We start from the raw sequence: 17,425 nt of genomic DNA, 5'->3' as shown, positions 1-17,425 counted from the left end.
GTCAGCGCCGGCCCATCACCGTCGGCACGTCCTCCGGCAGGTCCTTCCTCCCCGGCCAGCCGTGCCATTCGACGAGGAGGACGGTGGCATCGTCGTCCAGGCGCCCCGCGTGGTGCTCCAGGATGTTATGGACCAGGCGCCGCAGCGTCTCGGCCGCGGACAGCCTGTCGGCGTTCCGTTTGATCAGGAAGTCGACGAAGCGGTGCAGCCCGAACTCCTGCTTGTCCGGATCGCGGGCCTCGACGATCCCGTCGGTGTAGAGCACGACGCGGTCGCCCGGTTCGAGCTGCTCGACGCACAGCTTCGGCTCGATGCCGAGACCGGTGCCGAGCGGGGTGCCCGGACGGCATTCGAGCGTGGTCACCCAGCGGCCCTTGCGGATGATGACCGGCACGGGATGGCCGTAGGAGGCGAAGGAGAGGACGCCGGAACGGAGGTCGAGTTCGGCGAGGAGCGCCGTGACGAAGCGTCCGCTGCTGTCCTGCTCGACCAGCACGTCCTCGATCCCCTGCCCGGTGCCGAGCAGGTCGGCCCCCTGGAGCCGGTGGTTCCGGAAGGCGGCCACGGCGAGGCTGGAGGTCAGCCCGGCCGCGGTGTCGTGCCCCATGGCGTCGAAGACCCCGAAATGCACGGTGTCGCCCGCCAGGGCGTAGTCGAAGGTGTCTCCGCCCAGCCGGTAGGCCGGTTCCAGCGCCGCGCTGATCACCACCTGGTCGTTGGCGAAGGTCAGCGGCGGCAGCAGCCGCCACTGCATCTCCGCCGACACCGTCATGTCCCGCGTCCGCACCAGCCGGGAGAGCGAGTCGCTGTTCGGGCCCTTGCTGACGATGATCAGCGCGACCATGCCGGCCAGGTACTCGGCGTCCTCCCTGAGCCGCGCGTCATCCTGGCGGATGGTGGTCCGCAGGACGCCGATCCGCTCGGTTCCATCGAGGATCGGCAGCCAGTACTGGCAGGTGCCGTCGTCGAACACGTGGCCGGCCACCGGTGCCATGGTCTGGAACGCCCGGCCCGCGAGCGTCCCCTCGATCTTGAACTCCGGGCTCTCGTCCCCGGGGTCCCCGCCGGCGTCCGCGCCCTTGCCGGTGAGCAGCCGCAGCACCGTCTGCTGCAGGTCGACGACGTAGATGACCACGTCGTGCAGGCCGGCGTCCGCGGCGTGCCGGGCCGCGGCGCCCGGCAGCTGCTCCACCGACATCAGGTGGCTGGCCGCCACCAGCTCTCTCAGCATCGGCTTGCCACCCCGCGCTTTCGGTTGCGCACCATTCCCTACCCGCCCCCGTCCGCATCATGTGGCGGACGGTCCGAGGCCGGCCAGACGTAGGGGAGATCGTCCGGGACATCCGGGAACAGGGGACGGTAGAACCCGGGGTCCTTGCGGACGAGCGCCGAACGGTGGCTGAGATGGAACGCCGGGTCGCCCAGCCAGGGCGGCAGCTCCCCCGCGGCGGCCAGCCGGTCCTGCCGCCGCGGGCGCCGGGTCCCCTTGGCCGCGGCCAGGTCGGCGACCAGCGTCCCGGCGCAGGTGTCGGCGTGGCCGAGGCCGCGCCAGCGGTCGCAGACGTCCAGTCCGTACCGGACGAGCGCCTCCTCGTAGCCCGTCCACATGAGCGCCGCCGGGTGGCGGCGCCAGCCGTAGCCCGGCACGGTGAGCGCCCGCAGCACCTGGATGGTCTCGACGCGCTGCTTGCCCAGCCTCCGCCGGTCCAGCGCTCGCGCCGTCGCGGTGAAGTCCGCATACGGCAGAAAGGTCTGCACGGCCGCCCCCTTCGTCCCCCTGCCCCCGGGTACCTACCCAGTGCGCCGAGCGGCGGACGGGCGGAGGCTACTCGCCAGTAGGTGAGATGGGACACACCGGCGGGGGCGCCCGCGCGGGGCCGGGAACGTTCGAAGGCACAGGTCACGGGCCGGGCCTATCGTTTTCTGACAAACCGCGCCGGAAAGGCCGGCCATGAAATGCCGGAAGGACTGTGCTAAAACCCGTCTGGGGTTCGGCGAAGCGGAAGGAACGCTATGGGCGCGGCGGAGGCTCTCGCACGGGTGGCCGACACGGACCGTTATCCGCTGGCCGAGCCGGGCGGCGCCGGCTGGAACGCGGTCGTTTCCCGGACGCGCGCGGAACTGGCGAAATCCGGATGCTGCGTGCTGCCGGACTTCATTCGCCCCGCATTGCAGGACACGCTGCGAACGGAATGCGCGGCGATCGCACCGGCCGCCCATTATGACGTCGAAACAGTGAACGCCTACAACATCGATGTCGATACGCCATTGCCGGACGGCCATCCGGGGCGCATCACCGTCCGGCGGGGCAACGCGTTCGTCGCGCGGGACCGCATCCCGGCGGACTCCATCGTCCACCGGCTCTATTCGAGCGGCCTTTTCCAGCGTTTTGTGGCGAGCTGCTTCGGGCTGCCGCGCGTACACGAGCTGGGCGACCCGCTGTCGGGGCTCGTCCTCAACGTCGTCAACCCGGGGATGGAACATCCCTGGCATTTCGACACCAACGAGTTCACGGTCAGCCTGCTCACGCAGGAGCCGGAGGACGGAGGCGCCTTCGAGTACTGCCCGAACATCAGGACGGCGGAACGGGAGAACCTCGGCGACGTCCGGGACGTGCTGACCGGACGCGGCGGGCACCTCGTCCAGCGGCTCACGCTGCGGCCCGGCGACCTGCAGCTGTTCAAGGGGCGGTACTCGCTGCACCGGGTGAGCACGGTCAGGGGGGACACGGCGCGGCACACGGCGATCTTCGCCTACAGCGAGCGCCCGGGGGTCATCGGCAGCGTCGCGCGCACGAGGCAGCTCTTCGGCCGCGTCCTGCCCGAGCACCTGGCGGCGGAGGGACGCGCCGTCCGGGTGGACCAGCTGCTCGACTAGGAGGCCGTCGTTGCACGTCGACACCACAGGCAAGATCTCGCTCGACCACATCTACACGCGGCCCGACCCCCGCGCCTATTTCAGCACGCTCCGCGACCTCGACTACAACATCCCGGAATTGGCGAAACCGCACTTCCAGCGGGTCATCGCCGAATACCGGGAGGCGCGCCGGGTGCCGGTTCCGACCGTGCTCGACATCGGCTGCTCGTACGGCATCAACGCGGCCCTGGTGAAGCACGGCGCGACGATGGCCGAACTGTACGATCGCTACAGCGGCCGCGACGCCCACAGGCAGACGCGCGCCACACTGCTGAGCCGCGACCGGGAGCTGGTCCGTTCCGGTGAACCCGCCGACCCTGTCCGCTTCATCGGCCTGGACGCCTCGGACAGCGCCCTCTCCTACGCGCTCGACGCCGGTCTCCTCGACGGCGCCGTCCACGCCGACCTGGAGAACGGCGACCCGACCGATGAGCAGCGCGCCCGGCTCGCCGCGACCGACCTGGTCATCTCCACGGGCTGCCTCGGCTACGTCACCGAACGCACCATCTCCCGGATCGTCGGCGCCTGCGAGGGCCGGCCGCCGTGGATGGCGCATTTCATCCTGCGCATGTTCCCGTTCGACCCGATCGAGGAGACCCTCGCCGCCGCCGGATACGAGACCGTCCGCCGCGACGGCCTGTTCAGGCAGCGGCGGTTCGCGACGGACGAGGAGCAGGCGGGCGTCCTGGAGCGCCTCTCGGACGCCGGCGTCGACCCGAGCGGCCTGGAGACCGGCGGCTGGTTCTACGCGCAGCTCTACATTTCCAAGCCGCGCGGCTAAAGCACCGACGACACGAGGAACGAAGTGAACGCCAGCGAAGAACTCTCGTCCCGCACCTTCGGCAACGAGGAGGGACTTCCGCGCGTGCCGCTGCCCACGCTCGACGCGACCTGCGAGCGGTTCATGGAATGGTGCGGGCCGCTGCTGACCGCCGACGAGCGGGCCCGGACGGAGTCGGCGCTGGCCGCGTTCGTCCGCCCGGACGGCCCCGGCCGCACGCTGCACGCGGCGCTCGAACGCTACGACGCGGCGGAGGGCGTGCACAGCTGGCTCGACACGTTCTGGCCGTACCGCTACCTCGGCCGCCGCGACCGGATCGCGCTGAACGCCAACTTCTTCTTCCTGTTCAAGGAGTCGCCGGAGGGGCAGGTGGAGCGCGCGGCGGGGCTCATCGCCGGGGCGCTCGACTACAAGCTGCGGCTGGACGAGGAGCGGATCCCGCCGGCCCTGCAGCGCGGCCGCCCGCTCTCGATGGTGCAGAACCGGTTCCTGTTCTCGACGACGCGCATCCCCGGCGCCGAGCAGGACACCGTCCGGGCGCCCTACACCGACGCGTGGCCCGGCCCGTCCGAGGCGCGGCACATCGTGGTCTTCTTCCGCGGCAACATGATCCGGATGGACGTGCTGGGCCCGGACGGCCGTCCCCACACGCTCGACGAACTCCGGGCGGGCCTCGGCACGATCATGAAGGCGGAGGCGGCGGCGGAGCCGTCCACCGGGCACCTCACCACCAAGGCCCGCGCCGAGTGGGCGGCGAGCCGCGACGCGCTGCTGGCCCTCGGCAACGGGAAGGCGCTCGACGACGTCGAGACGGCGCTGTTCTGCGTCTGCCTGGAGGACTTCACCCCGGTGAGCACCCTCGACGCCTGCGACCACCTGCTGCACGGCGACAGCGGCAACCGCTGGTTCGACAAGGCCGTGTCCTTCATCGTGTTCGGCGACGGCACGGCGGGCATCAACGTCGAGCACTGCGGCCTGGACGGCACCACGATCCTCAGCTTCGTGGACGCGCTGCTCGGCACGCCTCCCGAGGAGATGTCCCGGCGGTCGGGCGCCGCCGCGCAGGGGCTCCCCGCCATCGAGCCGATCGAGTTCGCCCTGGACGACGACCTGCGGCGGGACATCGAGGACGCCGCGTCCTCCTTCGCCGCCTACGCCGCCGCGACGGCCACGACGACCGTCTCGTTCGACGACTTCGGCGCCGGCGAGGCCAAGCGCCTGAAGACGTCCCCGGACGCGTTCGTCCAGATGGCCTACCAGCTCGCCCACAAGCGCGCCAAGGGCCTCACCGGCACCACCTACGAGTCGATCGCCACCCGCCAGTACCGGCACGGTCGAACCGAGGCGATGCGCGTCGTCACCCCCGAGGTGCTCCACTTCGTCGACGTCATGGACGACCCGGCGGCCGGCCCCGAGGTCCGCCGCACCGCCTTCCGCGCCGCCGCCGAGGCCCACGTCCGCCGCGCGAAGGAGTGCCAGGCCGGGCAGGCCCCCGAGCAGCACCTCTGGGAGCTCCAGCTGATCGCCAAGCGGCGCGGCGCCGAGCTCGGCGTCACCGGGCCGCTGCCCCTGTTCGACACGCCCGGCTGGCTGAAGATGCGGGACGACTACCTCAGCACCAGCTCGGCCCCGTCGGTCAACATCCAGTACTTCGGGTTCGGCTCCACCAGCGAGCAGTGCATCGGCATCGCCTACGTCCTCCTCCCGGACCGGTTCAACCTCTACCTGAGCACCCCGCAGCCGGTCGCCGGCACCATGCACGTGTTCGCGGAGAGGCTCCGGGAGGCCGTCCACGAGCTGCGCGAGCTCCTCGCCTAGTCAGCGTCCCGGCCGGGCGGGCCGGTGGGTCCGCCCGACCGGGTACAGCCAGCGCCGCAGCAGCCGGCTGAGCGCGGGCATGACGAACACGGTGAGCAGCGGGATCACGATCACCGGGAAGACCAGCGCCTGCACCGGCACCGGCCACGCCTTCGTCAGCGGGGTCGCGAACGCGTTCAGCATCAGGCTCAGCGGATAGACGGCGCAGAAGGTGACGGCGACCATCTTCGCCTTGGACGGCGCCGGGACCGATTCGCCGGGCAGGCTGAACCACGTCTCCAGCCCGGTGGTGTCCTGGCGGTGCTCCTCGGCGACCCCGCGGACCCGGGCGAGCCAGTCCGCCCGGTCGGACGACCTGAGCCACCCGTCGAGCGTCTCCTGGTCGGCGAAGTTCACGACCGTGTAGTACCGGTGCCGCGACCCTTCGGCGCGCAGCCACGTGGCCCCCCGATGCCCCGGGTGGCCGGTCGCGACCCGGTGGAGCCCCTCCGCCCACTCCTCGAAGTCGCGCTCCCGGCCGGGTTTCACGTCCCAGGTGACCACGAGCGTGACGGGCTCAGTCTCCGTTTCCGCCATGTCCGAGATGTCACCCATCCCGGCCCGTCCATGCACCCGCCCGCCAAGGGGCAGGCGGCGGCCTCTTTCGCCCCGGGCGGTCAGCCGCGGGGGAAGAGCGCGTCCACGAACGAGTTGCCGAACTTCCCGTCAGGATCAAGCTCGCGTGCCAGCCGGGCGAAGTCGGGGGCGCACTCGTAGCCGGCGATGACCTCCGGGGCGGGCGTGGTGCTGAGCTTTCCCCAGTGCGGGCGGGCGCCCAGCGGGAGGAGCCGATCCTGCAGCTCGGCGACCACGGGCAGCACCCCCTCCGGGTCGTCGTGCCACGTGAAGTGCAGGGTCACCGAGTCCCGTCCGTGGGCCGGGCTCAGCCACAGATCGTCGCCGCGGACGGTCCGGATCTCGGAGATGTGCAGCACCGGCGCGACCAGCCCGGCGAGCCCCCGGACCTCCGCGATCGCCTCGGCCGCCGCCTCCCGGGGCAGGAACCACTCGGACTGCAACTCCTGGCCGGCGCTCGGCGTCAGCTCCGGACGGAAGTGGGGAAGGCGCTCATGCCACGGACCGGGGCTCCCCAGCTGCACGGTGCAGAAGGCGGGGTCCATGCCCGGCACGGGATGCACCGCCTCCGGCGCCGCCCTCCCGCCGTCCCAAACCGGCGCGGGCCCATCGCCGCGGCACTTGAGCCACACGGCGGCCTCGCCGCTGCGCCAGTCGGTGAACGCGCTGACGCTGTAGGCGGCGCCGAAGATCTCAGCGAAACCGGCCGCCACATCATCGAGCGCGACACCGAGCCGGACGCTCTGCGCCACCTCGAACGCGGGCTCGACGTCCAGCGTCAGGCTCGTGACGACGCCCAGCGCCCCGAGCGCGACGACCGCGCCGTCGAAGCCGTCGTCGCCCCGCCGGAACTCGACCTGGTCGCCGTCCGGGCCGACGAGTTCGAGCCCGCTGACGGACGTGGACAGGCACCGCTGCCCGTCCCCCGACCCGTGGGTCCCCGTGGCGCACGACCCGGCGACCGAGATGTGCGGCAGCGACGCCATGTTCGGCAGTGCGAACCCGTTCCGATGCAGCTCCACGGCGACGTCCGCGTACCGCATCCCGGCGGCCACGGTCGCGCTCGACCGCGCCGCGTCGATCTCCACCAAGGGCGGCAGCCCGTCCAGCCGGACGAGATCGCCGGTGGTGTCGGCGACAAGGCTGAACGAGTGCCCGCTGCCGAGCGCCCGCACCCGCCGGCCGCCCGCAACGACACGCCGCAACTCGTCCACCGACTCGGGCCGATGCACCCGGACGGCCCCATAGGCGACGTTCCCGGCCCAGTTGCTGAAACGCAAGCCCTCACCCTGATCCACAACCGCACCGTACTTCCCCCACCCCCGGCGGCCGGTACCCGCCATTTGTGTATTTGTCCATATTGTCCTGATGCGCCGCGCGTTACCGTGAGTTTCGGGTCGAGCCAACCGCGGGGGGCCCGCATGACGACCTTGTTCGGCGAAGTGAATGCCAACGGGGACCTGGTCTCCGGCGACAAGCACGTTCACCTGGCGCCGCCGCAGGAGGCGGAGTCCCCTCCCCGGCAGCTTCCCCTGGACGTTCCCGGCTTCACGGGACGGCGAGACGTCCTCGACCGGCTCGACGCCCTGGTCGCGGGCGAGGGCCCGGCGCCGGCGATCATCACGCTGACCGGGATGCCGGGCATCGGGAAGACCGCCCTGGCGGTGCACTGGGCGCACCTTGTGGCGGACCACTTCCCCGACGGCCAGTTGTTCCTCGATCTGCGCGGCTACTCGAAAAGGGGTCCGATCTCCCCGCGCGAGGCGCTCGGCCAGGCGCTGCGCACGCTGCGGGTTCCGTCCAGCCGGCTGCCGGTCGAAGAGGACGAACTCGCCGCGCTCTACCGCTCCCGGCTCGCCGGCGAACGCGTCCTCATCGTGCTGGACGACGCCGCGTCCGCCCAGCAGGTGTACCCGCTGCTGCCCGGAACCTCGTCCTGCGTGGTCGTCGTCACGGCCCGCCGCAAGCTCACCGCACTCGTCGCGAGATGGGGCGCCCGTGCGATGGCGCTCGACCTGCTGTCCCCGGGTGAGGCGCGCGACCTGGTCGGCGAGGTCGCGGGACGGGAACGGACGCAGCGCGAACCCGCCGCCACCGCCGAACTCGTGCAGATGTGCGCTCGGCTCCCGCTGGCGCTGCGCGTGGCCGCCGCGAACCTCGCCACACGTCCCCACCAGTCGGTGGCCGACACCGTGAACGCGCTCGCCGAGGGCGACCGGCTGGCGACGCTGGCGGCGGGCGAGGATCCCGGCGAGGCCGTCGGCGCGGCATTCGACCTGTCCTACCGGACCCTCGCACCGGAAAGGCGGCGCGCGTTCCGGCTCCTCGGGCTCTTCGAGGGATCGAACGTCGCCCCCGCGGCCGTGGGGGCGCTCCTCGGGACGACGCCGGAGGCCGCCCGGCGCCTCCTGGACGACCTGGAGACCGCCGGGCTCGTCCAGGCGATCGGCGGCGACCGCTACCACCTGCACGAACTGCTCCGCGAATACGCGCAGGGCCGGGCGCTGAAGGAAGACTCGAACGTCGTCCGCACCGCCGCCGTCCAGCGCCTCTCGATGTGGTACCTCACCACCGCGCAGCAGGCGGGACGGTTCCTCGACCGCTACCGCCGGACGATCCGCCAGGAGCTGACCGCGCCACCGGTCGACCCCGACCCCGCCGAGCGGGCCCGCCACCTCGAATGGTTCGCCGCCGAGCAGCAGAACCTCACCGAACTCGTCCGGCAGGTCGCCCGCCTGCACTGGGACCAGCTCACCTGGGAGCTGTCCGACGCCGTCTACGACTTCTTCGAACTCCGCCGCTACTGCCACGAGAACCTGGAGGTGCACCGCTTCGGCCTGGAGGCGGCGCAGCGCGTCTCCAACCCCCTGGCCCGCTTCTTCATGCACCACCACATCTCCGTCATCTACCGCGAGCTAGGCCAGACCCAGGAGGCACTGCTCGAAGCGGCGACGGCGCTCCAGTTAAGCGTCCAGATGGAGGACCGCTACGGGGAGGCGGCCGTCCTGGACAACATGGCCCGGACGCATCTCCAGCTCAGCGACTACCGGATGGCCCTGGACCTGGGCAAGCAGGCGCTCGACATCCGCCGCGAGATCAGCGACCGGCACGCCGAGGCGACCACGCTCGACACCCTCGCGCGCGGCTACCAGGGCCTCAGCAAGTACGACCGGGCGTACGAGTGCGCCGCCGACGCCCTGGAGATCCGCAAGGAGATCGAGGACCTCCGTGGTGAGGCCGAGACCCTCGACAACATGGCGCGGATCTACTACGGCTGGGGACGGATGAGGGAATCCCAGGACTCCACCGAGCAGGCGCTGAAGATCCGCAGGGAGATCGGCGACCGTCACGGCGAGGGCGAGACGCTCGCGTTCCTCGGCTTCCTCTACATGCGGATCGGCCGCCACCTCAAGGCCCGCGCATACGCGGAGGAGGCGCTCAGGATCCGCCGCAAGATCACTGACCGGCAAGGCGAGGGCCACGCCCTGGTGTACCTCTCCACGATCAGGCGGCGGCTCGGCTGGTTCGAGGAGGCGGTCAAGGCCGGACTCGAAGCGCTGGACATCCTTCAGGAGTTGCGCGACCGGCACGGCGAGGCGGAGGCACTGGACAGCATCAGCCGCTGCTACCGGCGGATGGGCGTCTACGAACGGGCCAGGGAGGACGCGAACCGCTCGCTGATCATCCGCCGGTCCATCGGCGACCGGCACGGCGAGGCGAACACCCTGAACGCCCTCGGCCTCATCGAACTCAATGCCGGGCGGCTCGGCCTGGCCCGGCAGGCGGCCAAGCGATCACTCCGCCTGTGCCACATGATCAACGACAAGCGCGGCATCGCCGGCTCCCTCGACCTGCTGAGCAAGGTGTACCTCCGGGCGGGGCTGGCGGAGAAGGCCTTACGCACGGCGGAGAGGGGCCTGAGCCTGGAAGAGGACGTCGGCCACAGTTACGGAAAGGTCGTCACCCTGCGCAACCTGGGCGAGATCCTCCTCCTCTTGCACCGCCCCGCCGACGCCATGGTCCGTGTGCGCATGGCGCGCGATCTGGCCGCGCAGATCGGTGTGCAGCACGAGGAGATCAAGGCGCTCCGCGTGCTCGCGCGGGTATGCGACGTCCTGGCCGATCCGGCCGCGGCCTCGGCCGCCCGCACCAAGGCGGACTCTCTCGACCGGCAGCTCAAGCACCTCCTCGGCACACCCTGACTCCGCGCACCACTACCGCACAGGCACGTTCGATCTGCGGCGAGGCCGGCCCGCCGACGCGGAGCAGGAGACGTTGCTGCGACCGCCACCAAAATCCGCCCCCAACTCAGTGTTGATTCTGCATTCATGGGTTTCGGTCACTCTTCTGTGGTGCAATTTGCACTCTGGGGCCTAAGTGAGGCCCGGTTCTTCACCCAGGGACGTGACTTGCTCCCGAATGACCGTTTTCTCACATGTCGTGAGATTCTCAGATGGCATTACGGCCACCGCCGGCCGACGTTCCTGGGCACCCCGCGTCGCCACTACAGCCTGCACTATACGTACAGGCACGATGACCGAACGTACCTGATATCGAAGGTGCGCAAGGAATCGGGGCGCGTCCCTTTCTCGTGGCAATTCGCCATTATGCAGGCAATTACCGCTACGGCCGCAGGGTCCGTAGTGAGATCATCGGTTGAGACACGGAACGGCGATTCCTGGGTGACGGGCTTACGTAACCGCTGGTTCGTGCGCTCCTATGCCGAGCACGACCCGGCTCCCGACTGGCTGGCGACCTCACTGGTGGAGGACGCCGCGCGAAAACTCGCACTGGTGCACCGGAGTGCGGACGTCATCGACCGGGCGGCACTGGACGCATCGGAATCCGATCTTCACGCTTACGACTGGCCGATGGCTCGCGTCCTTGGTCAAGCCGATCCACTCATTGCGAACATGGTGTCCAGGGGACGCACTCCGGCCCACGTCAAGACGGTGAACGCGGGGCTCGCCCGGCTCAGCGCAGAGCGAGTCGGGTTGTACTTAGGCCCCAAGGGACTCACTCACCATGATCTGCGGACTGAGAATCTGCTCGTCAGAGATGGCGTGGTCACCGAAATCGTCGACTGGGACCGGGCGCATTGGGATGTCCAGTGGTATGACGTCGCGCTCGCCGGACTGCATCTGGCCTATCTGCAACCGATGTGCCTGCGGTGGGACCTGACAGAGGCGTTTGTCGCCGCTTATCAGGAAAACACCGAGCATGAGCTTACGCCGGAGGCGCTGGGGTGGTTGTTCCGGTTCACGGCGGTTCGCAATTTGGCGGTTTCGCGGTCGCCGGAGAAGTGGGCTCGGCTGGTGCGCGGCGTCGAGGAGCGCTGGGGTGGTCTGCCGTCAGTGTTCGTGGGTGATTTTGTTGCCGAGGACCAGGTCGCCGCGGACGTGGACGTCGCCGCTGAAGACGGTGGTTCCCTGGGGGCCGTCGGGGTCGGGTGAACGCGGGGCCGGGGGGTTCGCGCGGCCGGCCAGGTACATCCAGGCTTCGGTGGTGGTCTCTTTGACCTGGAGGGTCACGCGTTCGAAGTCTCGCGGGTCCATCGGGCCGTGCAGGTGGGTCACGAAGGCGTCGTAGACGAACGGCGAGACGATGAAGCCCAGGTCGGCGCCGGTGTCGGCCAGGGCGGTCTTGAGGACGGGGGCCTCCAGGAGGCGGGCCGTCTGGATGATGGCCTGGCCGTTCAGGCCCTCGGCGTCGGGGGTGACGGGGCCGACGTGCAGGGCGACGCGGAGCTGGACGCGGACGGCGGCGCTCGCGCGGTGGTTGTGCCGGCGGAGCGCGACGGCCAGGTGCCCGGCGAGCGGGTCGACCAGGGACGCGGTCGGGACGGCCGGTGAGACGATCACCAGGGCGCCGTCGCCGCGGTCCTCGCGGTAGACGTCCGCGGCCGGGACGTCCGACGCCTTCAGCGCCGCCAGCAGGATGCCGTAGGTGACGTCGCGGACGACCTGGCGGTCCTCGTCGTCGCGGGACGGGTCGCCGAAGCCCGCGACGTCGCAGAAGAGGACGGAGCAGTTCAGCCCCGACCAGGGGACGGTGGCGCCGGCGGGCGCGCGGTCGAGTGGTGCGTCCACAGCATGAGTGAACGCCTCCGGCGGCGGCCTGTCCATGTCACCCGGCACAAAGCCGGATACGCCGGGGACGAGCGGCCGTCGCACGGCGCCGGGAGAGCCCGCATGGTAACGCCGGATCGGTCCGGGCAGAGTGGAAATGCGGGCCAGGCCGGATCAGCGGTGCGCGGCCCGGCGGCGCAGCTCGCGCGGGCTGAGCCCGAAGCGCCGCCGGAACGCGTGGCTGAGCGCGCTCGCCGAGGAGAAGCCGGTCGCGTGGGCGAGATCGGTGATGCTGACGTGCCGGTAGAGCGGGTTGCGGAGCCGGTCCCGGACGAGCCGGAGCCGCTCCTCGCGGATCAGCTCGCGCGGCGTCGTCCCGGCCCGCTGCAGGGCGAGCTGGATCTGCCGCAGCGACCAGCCGAGGTCCTGCGCCATCGCGGCGCCGGTGAGGCCGGGTTCGGCGGCGTGCTCGCGGACGTACCGGCGCACGACCGCCTCCACCTCGGCGAGATGGCCGGGCGCGGGTGGGCGGCCCCGCCCCGCGACGATGAGGCACAGCAGTTCGGTGATGCGGTCGCAGGCGGCGTCGAACTGCGGCTCGGAAAGGGTGCCGCGCTCCTCGCCCACGGCCCGCACCATGTCGGCGACGACGCGGCCGAGGCCGGCGGTCAGGTCGAGGCCGGTCACCGGCCGCCGGGCCGGGAGGTCCAGCCGCCCGTCCACCTCGTGCGCCGGGATCGTCATGACCAACGCGCGGGCGGGGCGCCGCTGGACGACCCGGAGCGGCGCGGCCGGCGGGACGAGGCCGCCCGTCCCCGGGCCCAGCCGCGACTCCCGGCCGTCCTGGAGCATGAGCAGTTCGCCGTGCAGCGGCATGAGGAACCGGTAGCCGCCGGCGGCGGCGTGCTCGGCGGCGAGGTGCCTGGTGCGGTCGGCCCCGTAGAGGGCGAGCCGGTAGGCGCCGTCCGGCCCGCCGACGAGGTCGTCCACCGCAGGCCCTTCCGCCGGTCCGTCCGAGCCGGCCCCGCTCCGGCACGTTGATCGCTTGCGGCCCGAGCGTAGTACGATCACCGCCGCCAAATCAGGCGAATCAAGCGGAAAGTAACGCGAATCCGACTGTCGGTGATCTTGTGATGCGCCCACCGGCAAATTCCTTGCGCGCGAGTACAAGCGCGCCCCCGCGAACCGTCCTACGGTGCCGGTTCTGTGGCGTGTTCTGCGCCATTCCCCCACCCCCGGCCGTGCGGCCGGTCCACCTCGCCCGTAACACCCTGCACCGAGGATCTGATGGAGCAATTCCTCTTGGCCGCGGCGTTCGTCCTCGTGGCGGGCGCCGGCATCGCCGCCGGCGTCCTGCTGGCGCGCCAGCGGCAGGCGACGGCCGAGCTCCGCGCGCAGAACGCCGTGCTGGCACGCGGCCTCGACCTGCGCGAGAAGGAGCTGCGGCACCTCGCGGACGTCCGGCTGCCCGAGCTGATGGAGTCCCTCGCGAACCCGGGCATGCGGGTCACCGGCCCGCTGCACGACCTCGCTCGCGAAGCCCCCGCCTACGGCCAGGCCATGCAGACCGTGATGGACCTGTTCGCCGGGTCCGCCACGCGCGTCCGGGAGCGCGCCGACCGGTCGGCGAAGTCGACGCTGCGCGCGATGATGCGCGCGGTGCAGAGCCTCGCGAACGAGCAGCAGCTCGCCATCTCGCACATGCAGGAACGCCACCACGACCCCGACGTGCTGGAGGGCCTCCTCCGCATCGACCACATGAACGCCCAGCTCGGACGGCGCGCCCAGGCCACCGCCGTGCTGTGCGGGTCGTGGCCGGGGCAGCAGCGGTCGGCGTCGTCGCTGACGGACGTGGTGCGCGGCGCCACCTCCCGCATCCGCGACTACCTGCGGATCAACCTGGAGGGGACGCTGAACAGCGCGGTGACGAGCCGCGCCGTCGAGCCGGTCGTGCTCACCCTCGCCGAGCTGCTGGACAACGCCGCCCGGCACTCCCGTCCCGACACCGCCGTCGAGGTCAACTTCCGCTCCGCGCACAACGGCGTCGCGATCACCATCGACGACGCGGGCGTCGCGATGGACGCCGACGAGCTCAAGCGCGCCGCCGAACTGCTGTCCGGCGACGCGTCCGTGGACATCCACCGGCTCGGCGACCCGCCCCGCGTCGGGTTCGCGGTCGCGGGCGTGCTCGCCGCCCGGTACGGGTTCCGGGTGTCGGTCGACAGCCAGTCCCCCTACGGCGGCGTGCGCGCCGTGGTCTTCGTGCCGAGCGCGCTGCTGGCCGCCGTCCCGGACGAGCGCGTGCCCGAACCCGCGGCCACAACCGCCATGGCGGAGAGCGCCGCGTCCACGTCCGGCGGGCTTCCCAAGCGGAGCCGCGCCGCCGTGGCCGAACGTCCCGCCGAGCCGTCCGGCGACGGCGCCGGCACGCCGGACACCGCCGCCGGGCCGCAGGCCCGCCCGGCCCGGGAGACCGCCGCGGGCCTCGGCGCCTGGCAGCGCGGAACGCGGTCCGGCCGCGCCGCCACACCGCCCGACGGCGAACGCACCGACAGCGAGGATCTGCGGCCATGAACTCTGCGGCCACGAACAAGGGGTGGAACGGCGCGATGGACGACGGCGCGATGGACAAAGGTACGAACCGGCTCGGCTGGATGCTGGACGACGCGCTGCGGATGCCGGAGACCCGCTACGCGATCCTCCTGTCGGCCGACGGGCTGCTGATGGCGCACTCCGAGCGGATCGGGCGGGACGAGGCGGAACGGCAGGCCGCCGGCATGGCGGGCCTGCAGTCGCTCGCCCGCAGCACCGCCGAGTTCTGCGGCGACGCGGGCACCACGTGGCGGCAGACCGTGAACGAGTTCGACGACGGCTACGTGTTCCTCGTCGCGGCCGGGCCCGGCGCCTACCTGGCGGTGTCGGCGACGCAGCGCGTCGACATGGAGACCGTGTCGTTCCGGCTCCAGGAACTCGTGCAGCGGCTGGGCAAGGAGCTGACCACGCCGCCGCGTCCGGGCGCGGGCAGTCCCGCATGACCGCGCGCCGGAACGAGCGCGCGCTGGTGCGCCCGCACGTCGTCACCGGGGGGCGCGCGCACCCGACCCGCAACGTGTTCGACCTCGTCACCCTCGTCATCGCCACCGGCGACCTGCCGCACACCGGCCTGTCCCCCGAAAAGCACCGCATCGCGGAGCTGTGCCGGGGCGGGGCGCTGTCGGTCGTCGAGATCTCCGGGCACCTCGGCCTGCCCGTCGGGGTCGTCAAGGTGCTGCTCTCCGACCTCGTCGACAGCGGGCACCTCACCGCCCGGGCCGCCGCGCCCGCCGCCCGGGACTCCAAGACCCGGCTCCTCCAGGAGGTGCTCGATGGACTCCGCGCCAGCCTCTGACACGGCACGCTCCAGTACGTCCTACGTCCGCGACACCGTCCGGACCGCCGTCAAGGTCCTCGTCGTGGGGCACTTCGCCGTCGGCAAGACCACCTACGTGGGGACGCTGTCGGAGATCCGCCCGCTGCGCACCGAGGAGCGGATGACGCAGGCCGGCGCGACCGTCGACGACCTCGCCGGCATCCGCGACAAGACGACCACGACCGTCGCGATGGACTTCGGGCGCCTCACCCTCAGCGACGACCTCGTCCTGTACCTGTTCGGCGCGCCCGGCCAGCAGCGCTTCACCCGCCTCTGGGACGACCTGGCGCGCGGCGCGCTCGGCGCGCTGATCCTCGTGGACCCGGCGCGGCTCAAGGAGTCGTTCGCCGTCATGGACATCGTGGAGAAGCAGGGCCTGCCGTACGCCGTGGCGGTCAACCACTTCGACGGCTCGCCCGTCTTCCCGGACGCCGAGGTGCGCGAGGCCCTCGACCTCGCCCCCACGACGCCGCTGGTGACCTGCGACGCCCGCGACCGCAGGTCGTCCACCGAGGCGCTGATCTCGCTCGTCGACCACCTCCTCACCCTCGATCGGGAAACAGCTTGACGTCCTCTCCCGCCTGAAGGCAGGCGATTCCAACCCGTCCACTAGACAGAGAGGAGAGCGGGTTGAGGTTCGCGGTTCACCGGCCGGGCCAACGCCCCGCCTCCCCGCGCGGCCACCGTGCGCCCCACGGCGGTGTCTCGGATGTTGCGCGCGGCGTTCACATCGGCGTTGCCCTGCCGCCCGCAGGCCACGCACCGGAACACCGCTTGGCTCTCACGGTTGTCCGGGGCGCGGTGCCCACAGGAGTTGCAGGTCTGCGAGGTGTACGCCGGGTCGACCCGGACCAGACTTCCGGGCGCTTTGTGTTCCAGGCGGTTGACGAGCTGTCCCCACCCGTTGGCCAGGATGCCGCGGTTGAGTCCGGTCTTGGCCCGCACGCCCGTGCCGGGGGCCTCCAGGGTGCCGCGCGCCGACCGGGTCATGCCCCGCACGTTCAGGTCCTCGACGGCGATCACATCGAACCGGCGCGCCAGTTCCGTGCTGGTCTTCTCCACCCAGTCCTTGCGGCGGTCGGCCTGGCGGGCTCTCAGGCGGGCGATGGCGGCCTTCACGCGGTCACGACGGTTGGACCCCCGCTCCGCGCGGCCCAGACGCCGCAGCAACCGCCGCAACCGCTCGGCCTCACCCGGCCTCAACCCCGGCACGCTGGAGATTTCGCCAGTGGACAGCGCCGCGCTGACGGCCACGCCCCGGTCCACACCGACCGCCACACCGTTACCGGGCGCAGGAACCGGGGCGGGCACGTGCGCAAACGCGACATGCCACCGCCCGGCCCGGTCACGGACCACCCGGAACGACCTCACCCCCGGCGGGACGGGCCGCGACCAGCGGAACCGCACCCACCCCACCTTCGGAACCCGCACCTCACCCGTGCGGCGCGACAGACGCCGCACATCCCATTGCCGTCCACGCGCCCCCACGATCCGGAACCCCTCATGCAGCCCGGCCTTACGCCACGTCGGACGCCGGTGCGTACCCGCAAAGAAGTTCGCCATCGCCTGCGCGAAGTCTCTGAGCGCCTGCTGCTGCACCGTCTGCGAACCTGCCGCCAGCCACCCGAACGCGGCACGGGCCTCGGTCAGCTGCCGGGCCTGCGCGACATACCCCGGCGCCGGACCCCGCCGCGGCGTCCACCACGCATGCTGCTCCACCGCCAAATTCCACACAAACCGGGCATGCGAGCAGTGCTCCAGCAGCCCCGCCTCCTGGGCAGGGGTCGGGCACAGCCGGTACCGGGACACGCCCGCAAC

Annotated in this window: 16 protein-coding genes; 9 read left to right on the top strand and 7 right to left on the bottom strand. The window is 71.6% G+C overall.

The annotated features are described in order from the left end of the window. Position 1: 1 nt before the first annotated feature. Together AL2_RS12830 and AL2_RS12825 are read right to left on the bottom strand one after the other, a co-directional pair. Complete coding sequence (locus AL2_RS12830) at positions 2-1,231, bottom strand: PP2C family protein-serine/threonine phosphatase (RefSeq protein WP_067633411.1); 1,230 nt, start codon at positions 1,229-1,231, stop codon at positions 2-4. 38 nt (positions 1,232-1,269) lie between these two features. Continuing rightward, a complete protein-coding gene (locus AL2_RS12825) occupies positions 1,270-1,758 on the bottom strand; it encodes an MSMEG_6728 family protein (RefSeq protein ID WP_067633409.1) in 489 nt (162 codons plus the stop codon). Between the two features lie 255 nt (positions 1,759-2,013). Between AL2_RS12825 and AL2_RS12820 the strand changes: the two genes are divergently transcribed. From AL2_RS12820 to AL2_RS12810, 3 genes are read left to right on the top strand one after another with little or no spacing between them, the layout of a single operon-like run. Further along, positions 2,014-2,877: a HalD/BesD family halogenase gene (locus tag AL2_RS12820; protein ID WP_067633407.1), complete on the top strand. Its 864-nt coding sequence runs from the start codon at positions 2,014-2,016 to the stop codon at positions 2,875-2,877. 10 nt (positions 2,878-2,887) lie between these two features. Next, positions 2,888-3,697 carry a methyltransferase type 12 gene (locus AL2_RS12815; protein WP_067633405.1) on the top strand — a complete coding sequence of 270 codons (810 nt, stop codon included), beginning with the start codon at positions 2,888-2,890 and terminating at the stop codon, positions 3,695-3,697. A gap of 24 nt (positions 3,698-3,721) precedes the next feature. Further along, the gene (locus AL2_RS12810; protein WP_067633403.1) at positions 3,722-5,515 is read left to right on the top strand and encodes a choline/carnitine O-acyltransferase; all 1,794 of its coding nucleotides are present in this window, start codon (positions 3,722-3,724) and stop codon (positions 5,513-5,515) included. Here the strand turns inward: AL2_RS12810 and AL2_RS12805 are convergent, their stop codons facing one another. Together AL2_RS12805 and AL2_RS12800 are read right to left on the bottom strand one after the other, a co-directional pair. Then, on the bottom strand, positions 5,516-6,109 hold the full coding sequence (locus AL2_RS12805) for an antibiotic biosynthesis monooxygenase (protein WP_245666597.1): 594 nt from the start codon (positions 6,107-6,109) through the stop codon (positions 5,516-5,518). 62 nt (positions 6,110-6,171) lie between these two features. Then, positions 6,172-7,410 (bottom strand): FAD-binding protein, encoded by a 1,239-nt coding sequence (locus AL2_RS12800; protein ID WP_067633401.1) that lies wholly within the window; start codon positions 7,408-7,410, stop codon positions 6,172-6,174. Positions 7,411-7,551: 141 nt separating this feature from the next. On the opposite strand from AL2_RS12800, the gene AL2_RS12795 reads away from it, so the two are divergent. Continuing rightward, positions 7,552-10,332 (top strand): ATP-binding protein, encoded by a 2,781-nt coding sequence (locus AL2_RS12795; RefSeq protein WP_067633399.1) that lies wholly within the window; start codon positions 7,552-7,554, stop codon positions 10,330-10,332. 126 nt (positions 10,333-10,458) lie between these two features. After that, positions 10,459-11,583, top strand: coding sequence for a phosphotransferase (locus tag AL2_RS36250; protein WP_083946459.1), 1,125 nt, complete (start codon positions 10,459-10,461; stop codon positions 11,581-11,583). Here the strand turns inward: AL2_RS36250 and AL2_RS12785 are convergent. Continuing rightward, a complete protein-coding gene (locus AL2_RS12785; RefSeq protein ID WP_067633395.1) occupies positions 11,482-12,219 on the bottom strand; it encodes a nucleotidyl cyclase domain-containing protein in 738 nt (245 codons plus the stop codon). The genes AL2_RS36250 and AL2_RS12785 overlap by 102 nt on opposite strands. A 153-nt stretch (positions 12,220-12,372) precedes the next feature. Then, positions 12,373-13,188, bottom strand: coding sequence for a helix-turn-helix domain-containing protein (locus AL2_RS12780; RefSeq protein WP_245666595.1), 816 nt, complete (start codon positions 13,186-13,188; stop codon positions 12,373-12,375). Positions 13,189-13,485: 297 nt separating this feature from the next. Here AL2_RS12780 and AL2_RS12775 point away from each other — a divergent pair, with 297 nt between their 5' ends. Genes AL2_RS12775 through AL2_RS12760 form a run of 4 tightly spaced genes read left to right on the top strand, consistent with a single transcriptional unit; the run spans position 13,486 to position 16,175 of the window. Continuing rightward, entirely contained in the window at positions 13,486-14,772 is a 1,287-nt protein-coding gene (locus AL2_RS12775) for an ATP-binding protein (RefSeq protein ID WP_067633394.1), read from the top strand. Then, positions 14,769-15,233, top strand: coding sequence for a roadblock/LC7 domain-containing protein (locus AL2_RS12770; protein WP_245666593.1), 465 nt, complete (start codon positions 14,769-14,771; stop codon positions 15,231-15,233). The genes AL2_RS12775 and AL2_RS12770 overlap by 4 nt, the downstream gene beginning before the upstream one ends. Beyond that, entirely contained in the window at positions 15,230-15,586 is a 357-nt protein-coding gene (locus AL2_RS12765) for a DUF742 domain-containing protein (protein WP_067633392.1), read from the top strand. Before AL2_RS12770 ends, AL2_RS12765 begins: the two co-directional genes overlap by 4 nt. Next, positions 15,564-16,175, top strand: coding sequence for a GTP-binding protein (locus tag AL2_RS12760; RefSeq protein ID WP_067633390.1), 612 nt, complete (start codon positions 15,564-15,566; stop codon positions 16,173-16,175). Before AL2_RS12765 ends, AL2_RS12760 begins: the two co-directional genes overlap by 23 nt. Before the next feature lie 41 nt (positions 16,176-16,216). Here the strand turns inward: AL2_RS12760 and AL2_RS12755 are convergent, their stop codons facing one another. After that, the gene (locus AL2_RS12755) at positions 16,217-17,416 is read right to left on the bottom strand and encodes an RNA-guided endonuclease InsQ/TnpB family protein (RefSeq protein ID WP_083946458.1); all 1,200 of its coding nucleotides are present in this window, start codon (positions 17,414-17,416) and stop codon (positions 16,217-16,219) included. Positions 17,417-17,425: the final 9 nt, after the last annotated feature.

The organism is Actinomadura latina NBRC 106108 (genome assembly GCF_001552195.1).
GTDB lineage: Bacteria > Actinomycetota > Actinomycetes > Streptosporangiales > Streptosporangiaceae > Spirillospora > Spirillospora latina.
Note: the sequence above shows the minus strand (reverse complement) of the source record. Positions and strands in the feature narration are given on the sequence as shown.

Bases quoted from the DNA above. Each gene is read 5' to 3' on its own strand.
- AL2_RS12760 (WP_067633390.1), top strand. From the start codon at position 15,564: ATGGACTCCGCGCCAGCCTCTGACACGGCACGCTCCAGTACGTCCTAC.
- AL2_RS12770 (WP_245666593.1), top strand. From the start codon at position 14,769: ATGAACTCTGCGGCCACGAACAAGGGGTGGAACGGCGCGATGGACGAC.
- AL2_RS12775 (WP_067633394.1), top strand. From the start codon at position 13,486: ATGGAGCAATTCCTCTTGGCCGCGGCGTTCGTCCTCGTGGCGGGCGCC.
- AL2_RS12795 (WP_067633399.1), top strand. From the start codon at position 7,552: ATGACGACCTTGTTCGGCGAAGTGAATGCCAACGGGGACCTGGTCTCC.
- AL2_RS36250 (WP_083946459.1), top strand. From the start codon at position 10,459: ATGGGTTTCGGTCACTCTTCTGTGGTGCAATTTGCACTCTGGGGCCTA.
- AL2_RS12805 (WP_245666597.1), bottom strand. From the start codon at position 6,109: ATGGGTGACATCTCGGACATGGCGGAAACGGAGACTGAGCCCGTCACG.
- AL2_RS12765 (WP_067633392.1), top strand. From the start codon at position 15,230: ATGACCGCGCGCCGGAACGAGCGCGCGCTGGTGCGCCCGCACGTCGTC.
- AL2_RS12830 (WP_067633411.1), bottom strand. From the start codon at position 1,231: ATGCTGAGAGAGCTGGTGGCGGCCAGCCACCTGATGTCGGTGGAGCAG.
- AL2_RS12820 (WP_067633407.1), top strand. From the start codon at position 2,014: ATGGGCGCGGCGGAGGCTCTCGCACGGGTGGCCGACACGGACCGTTAT.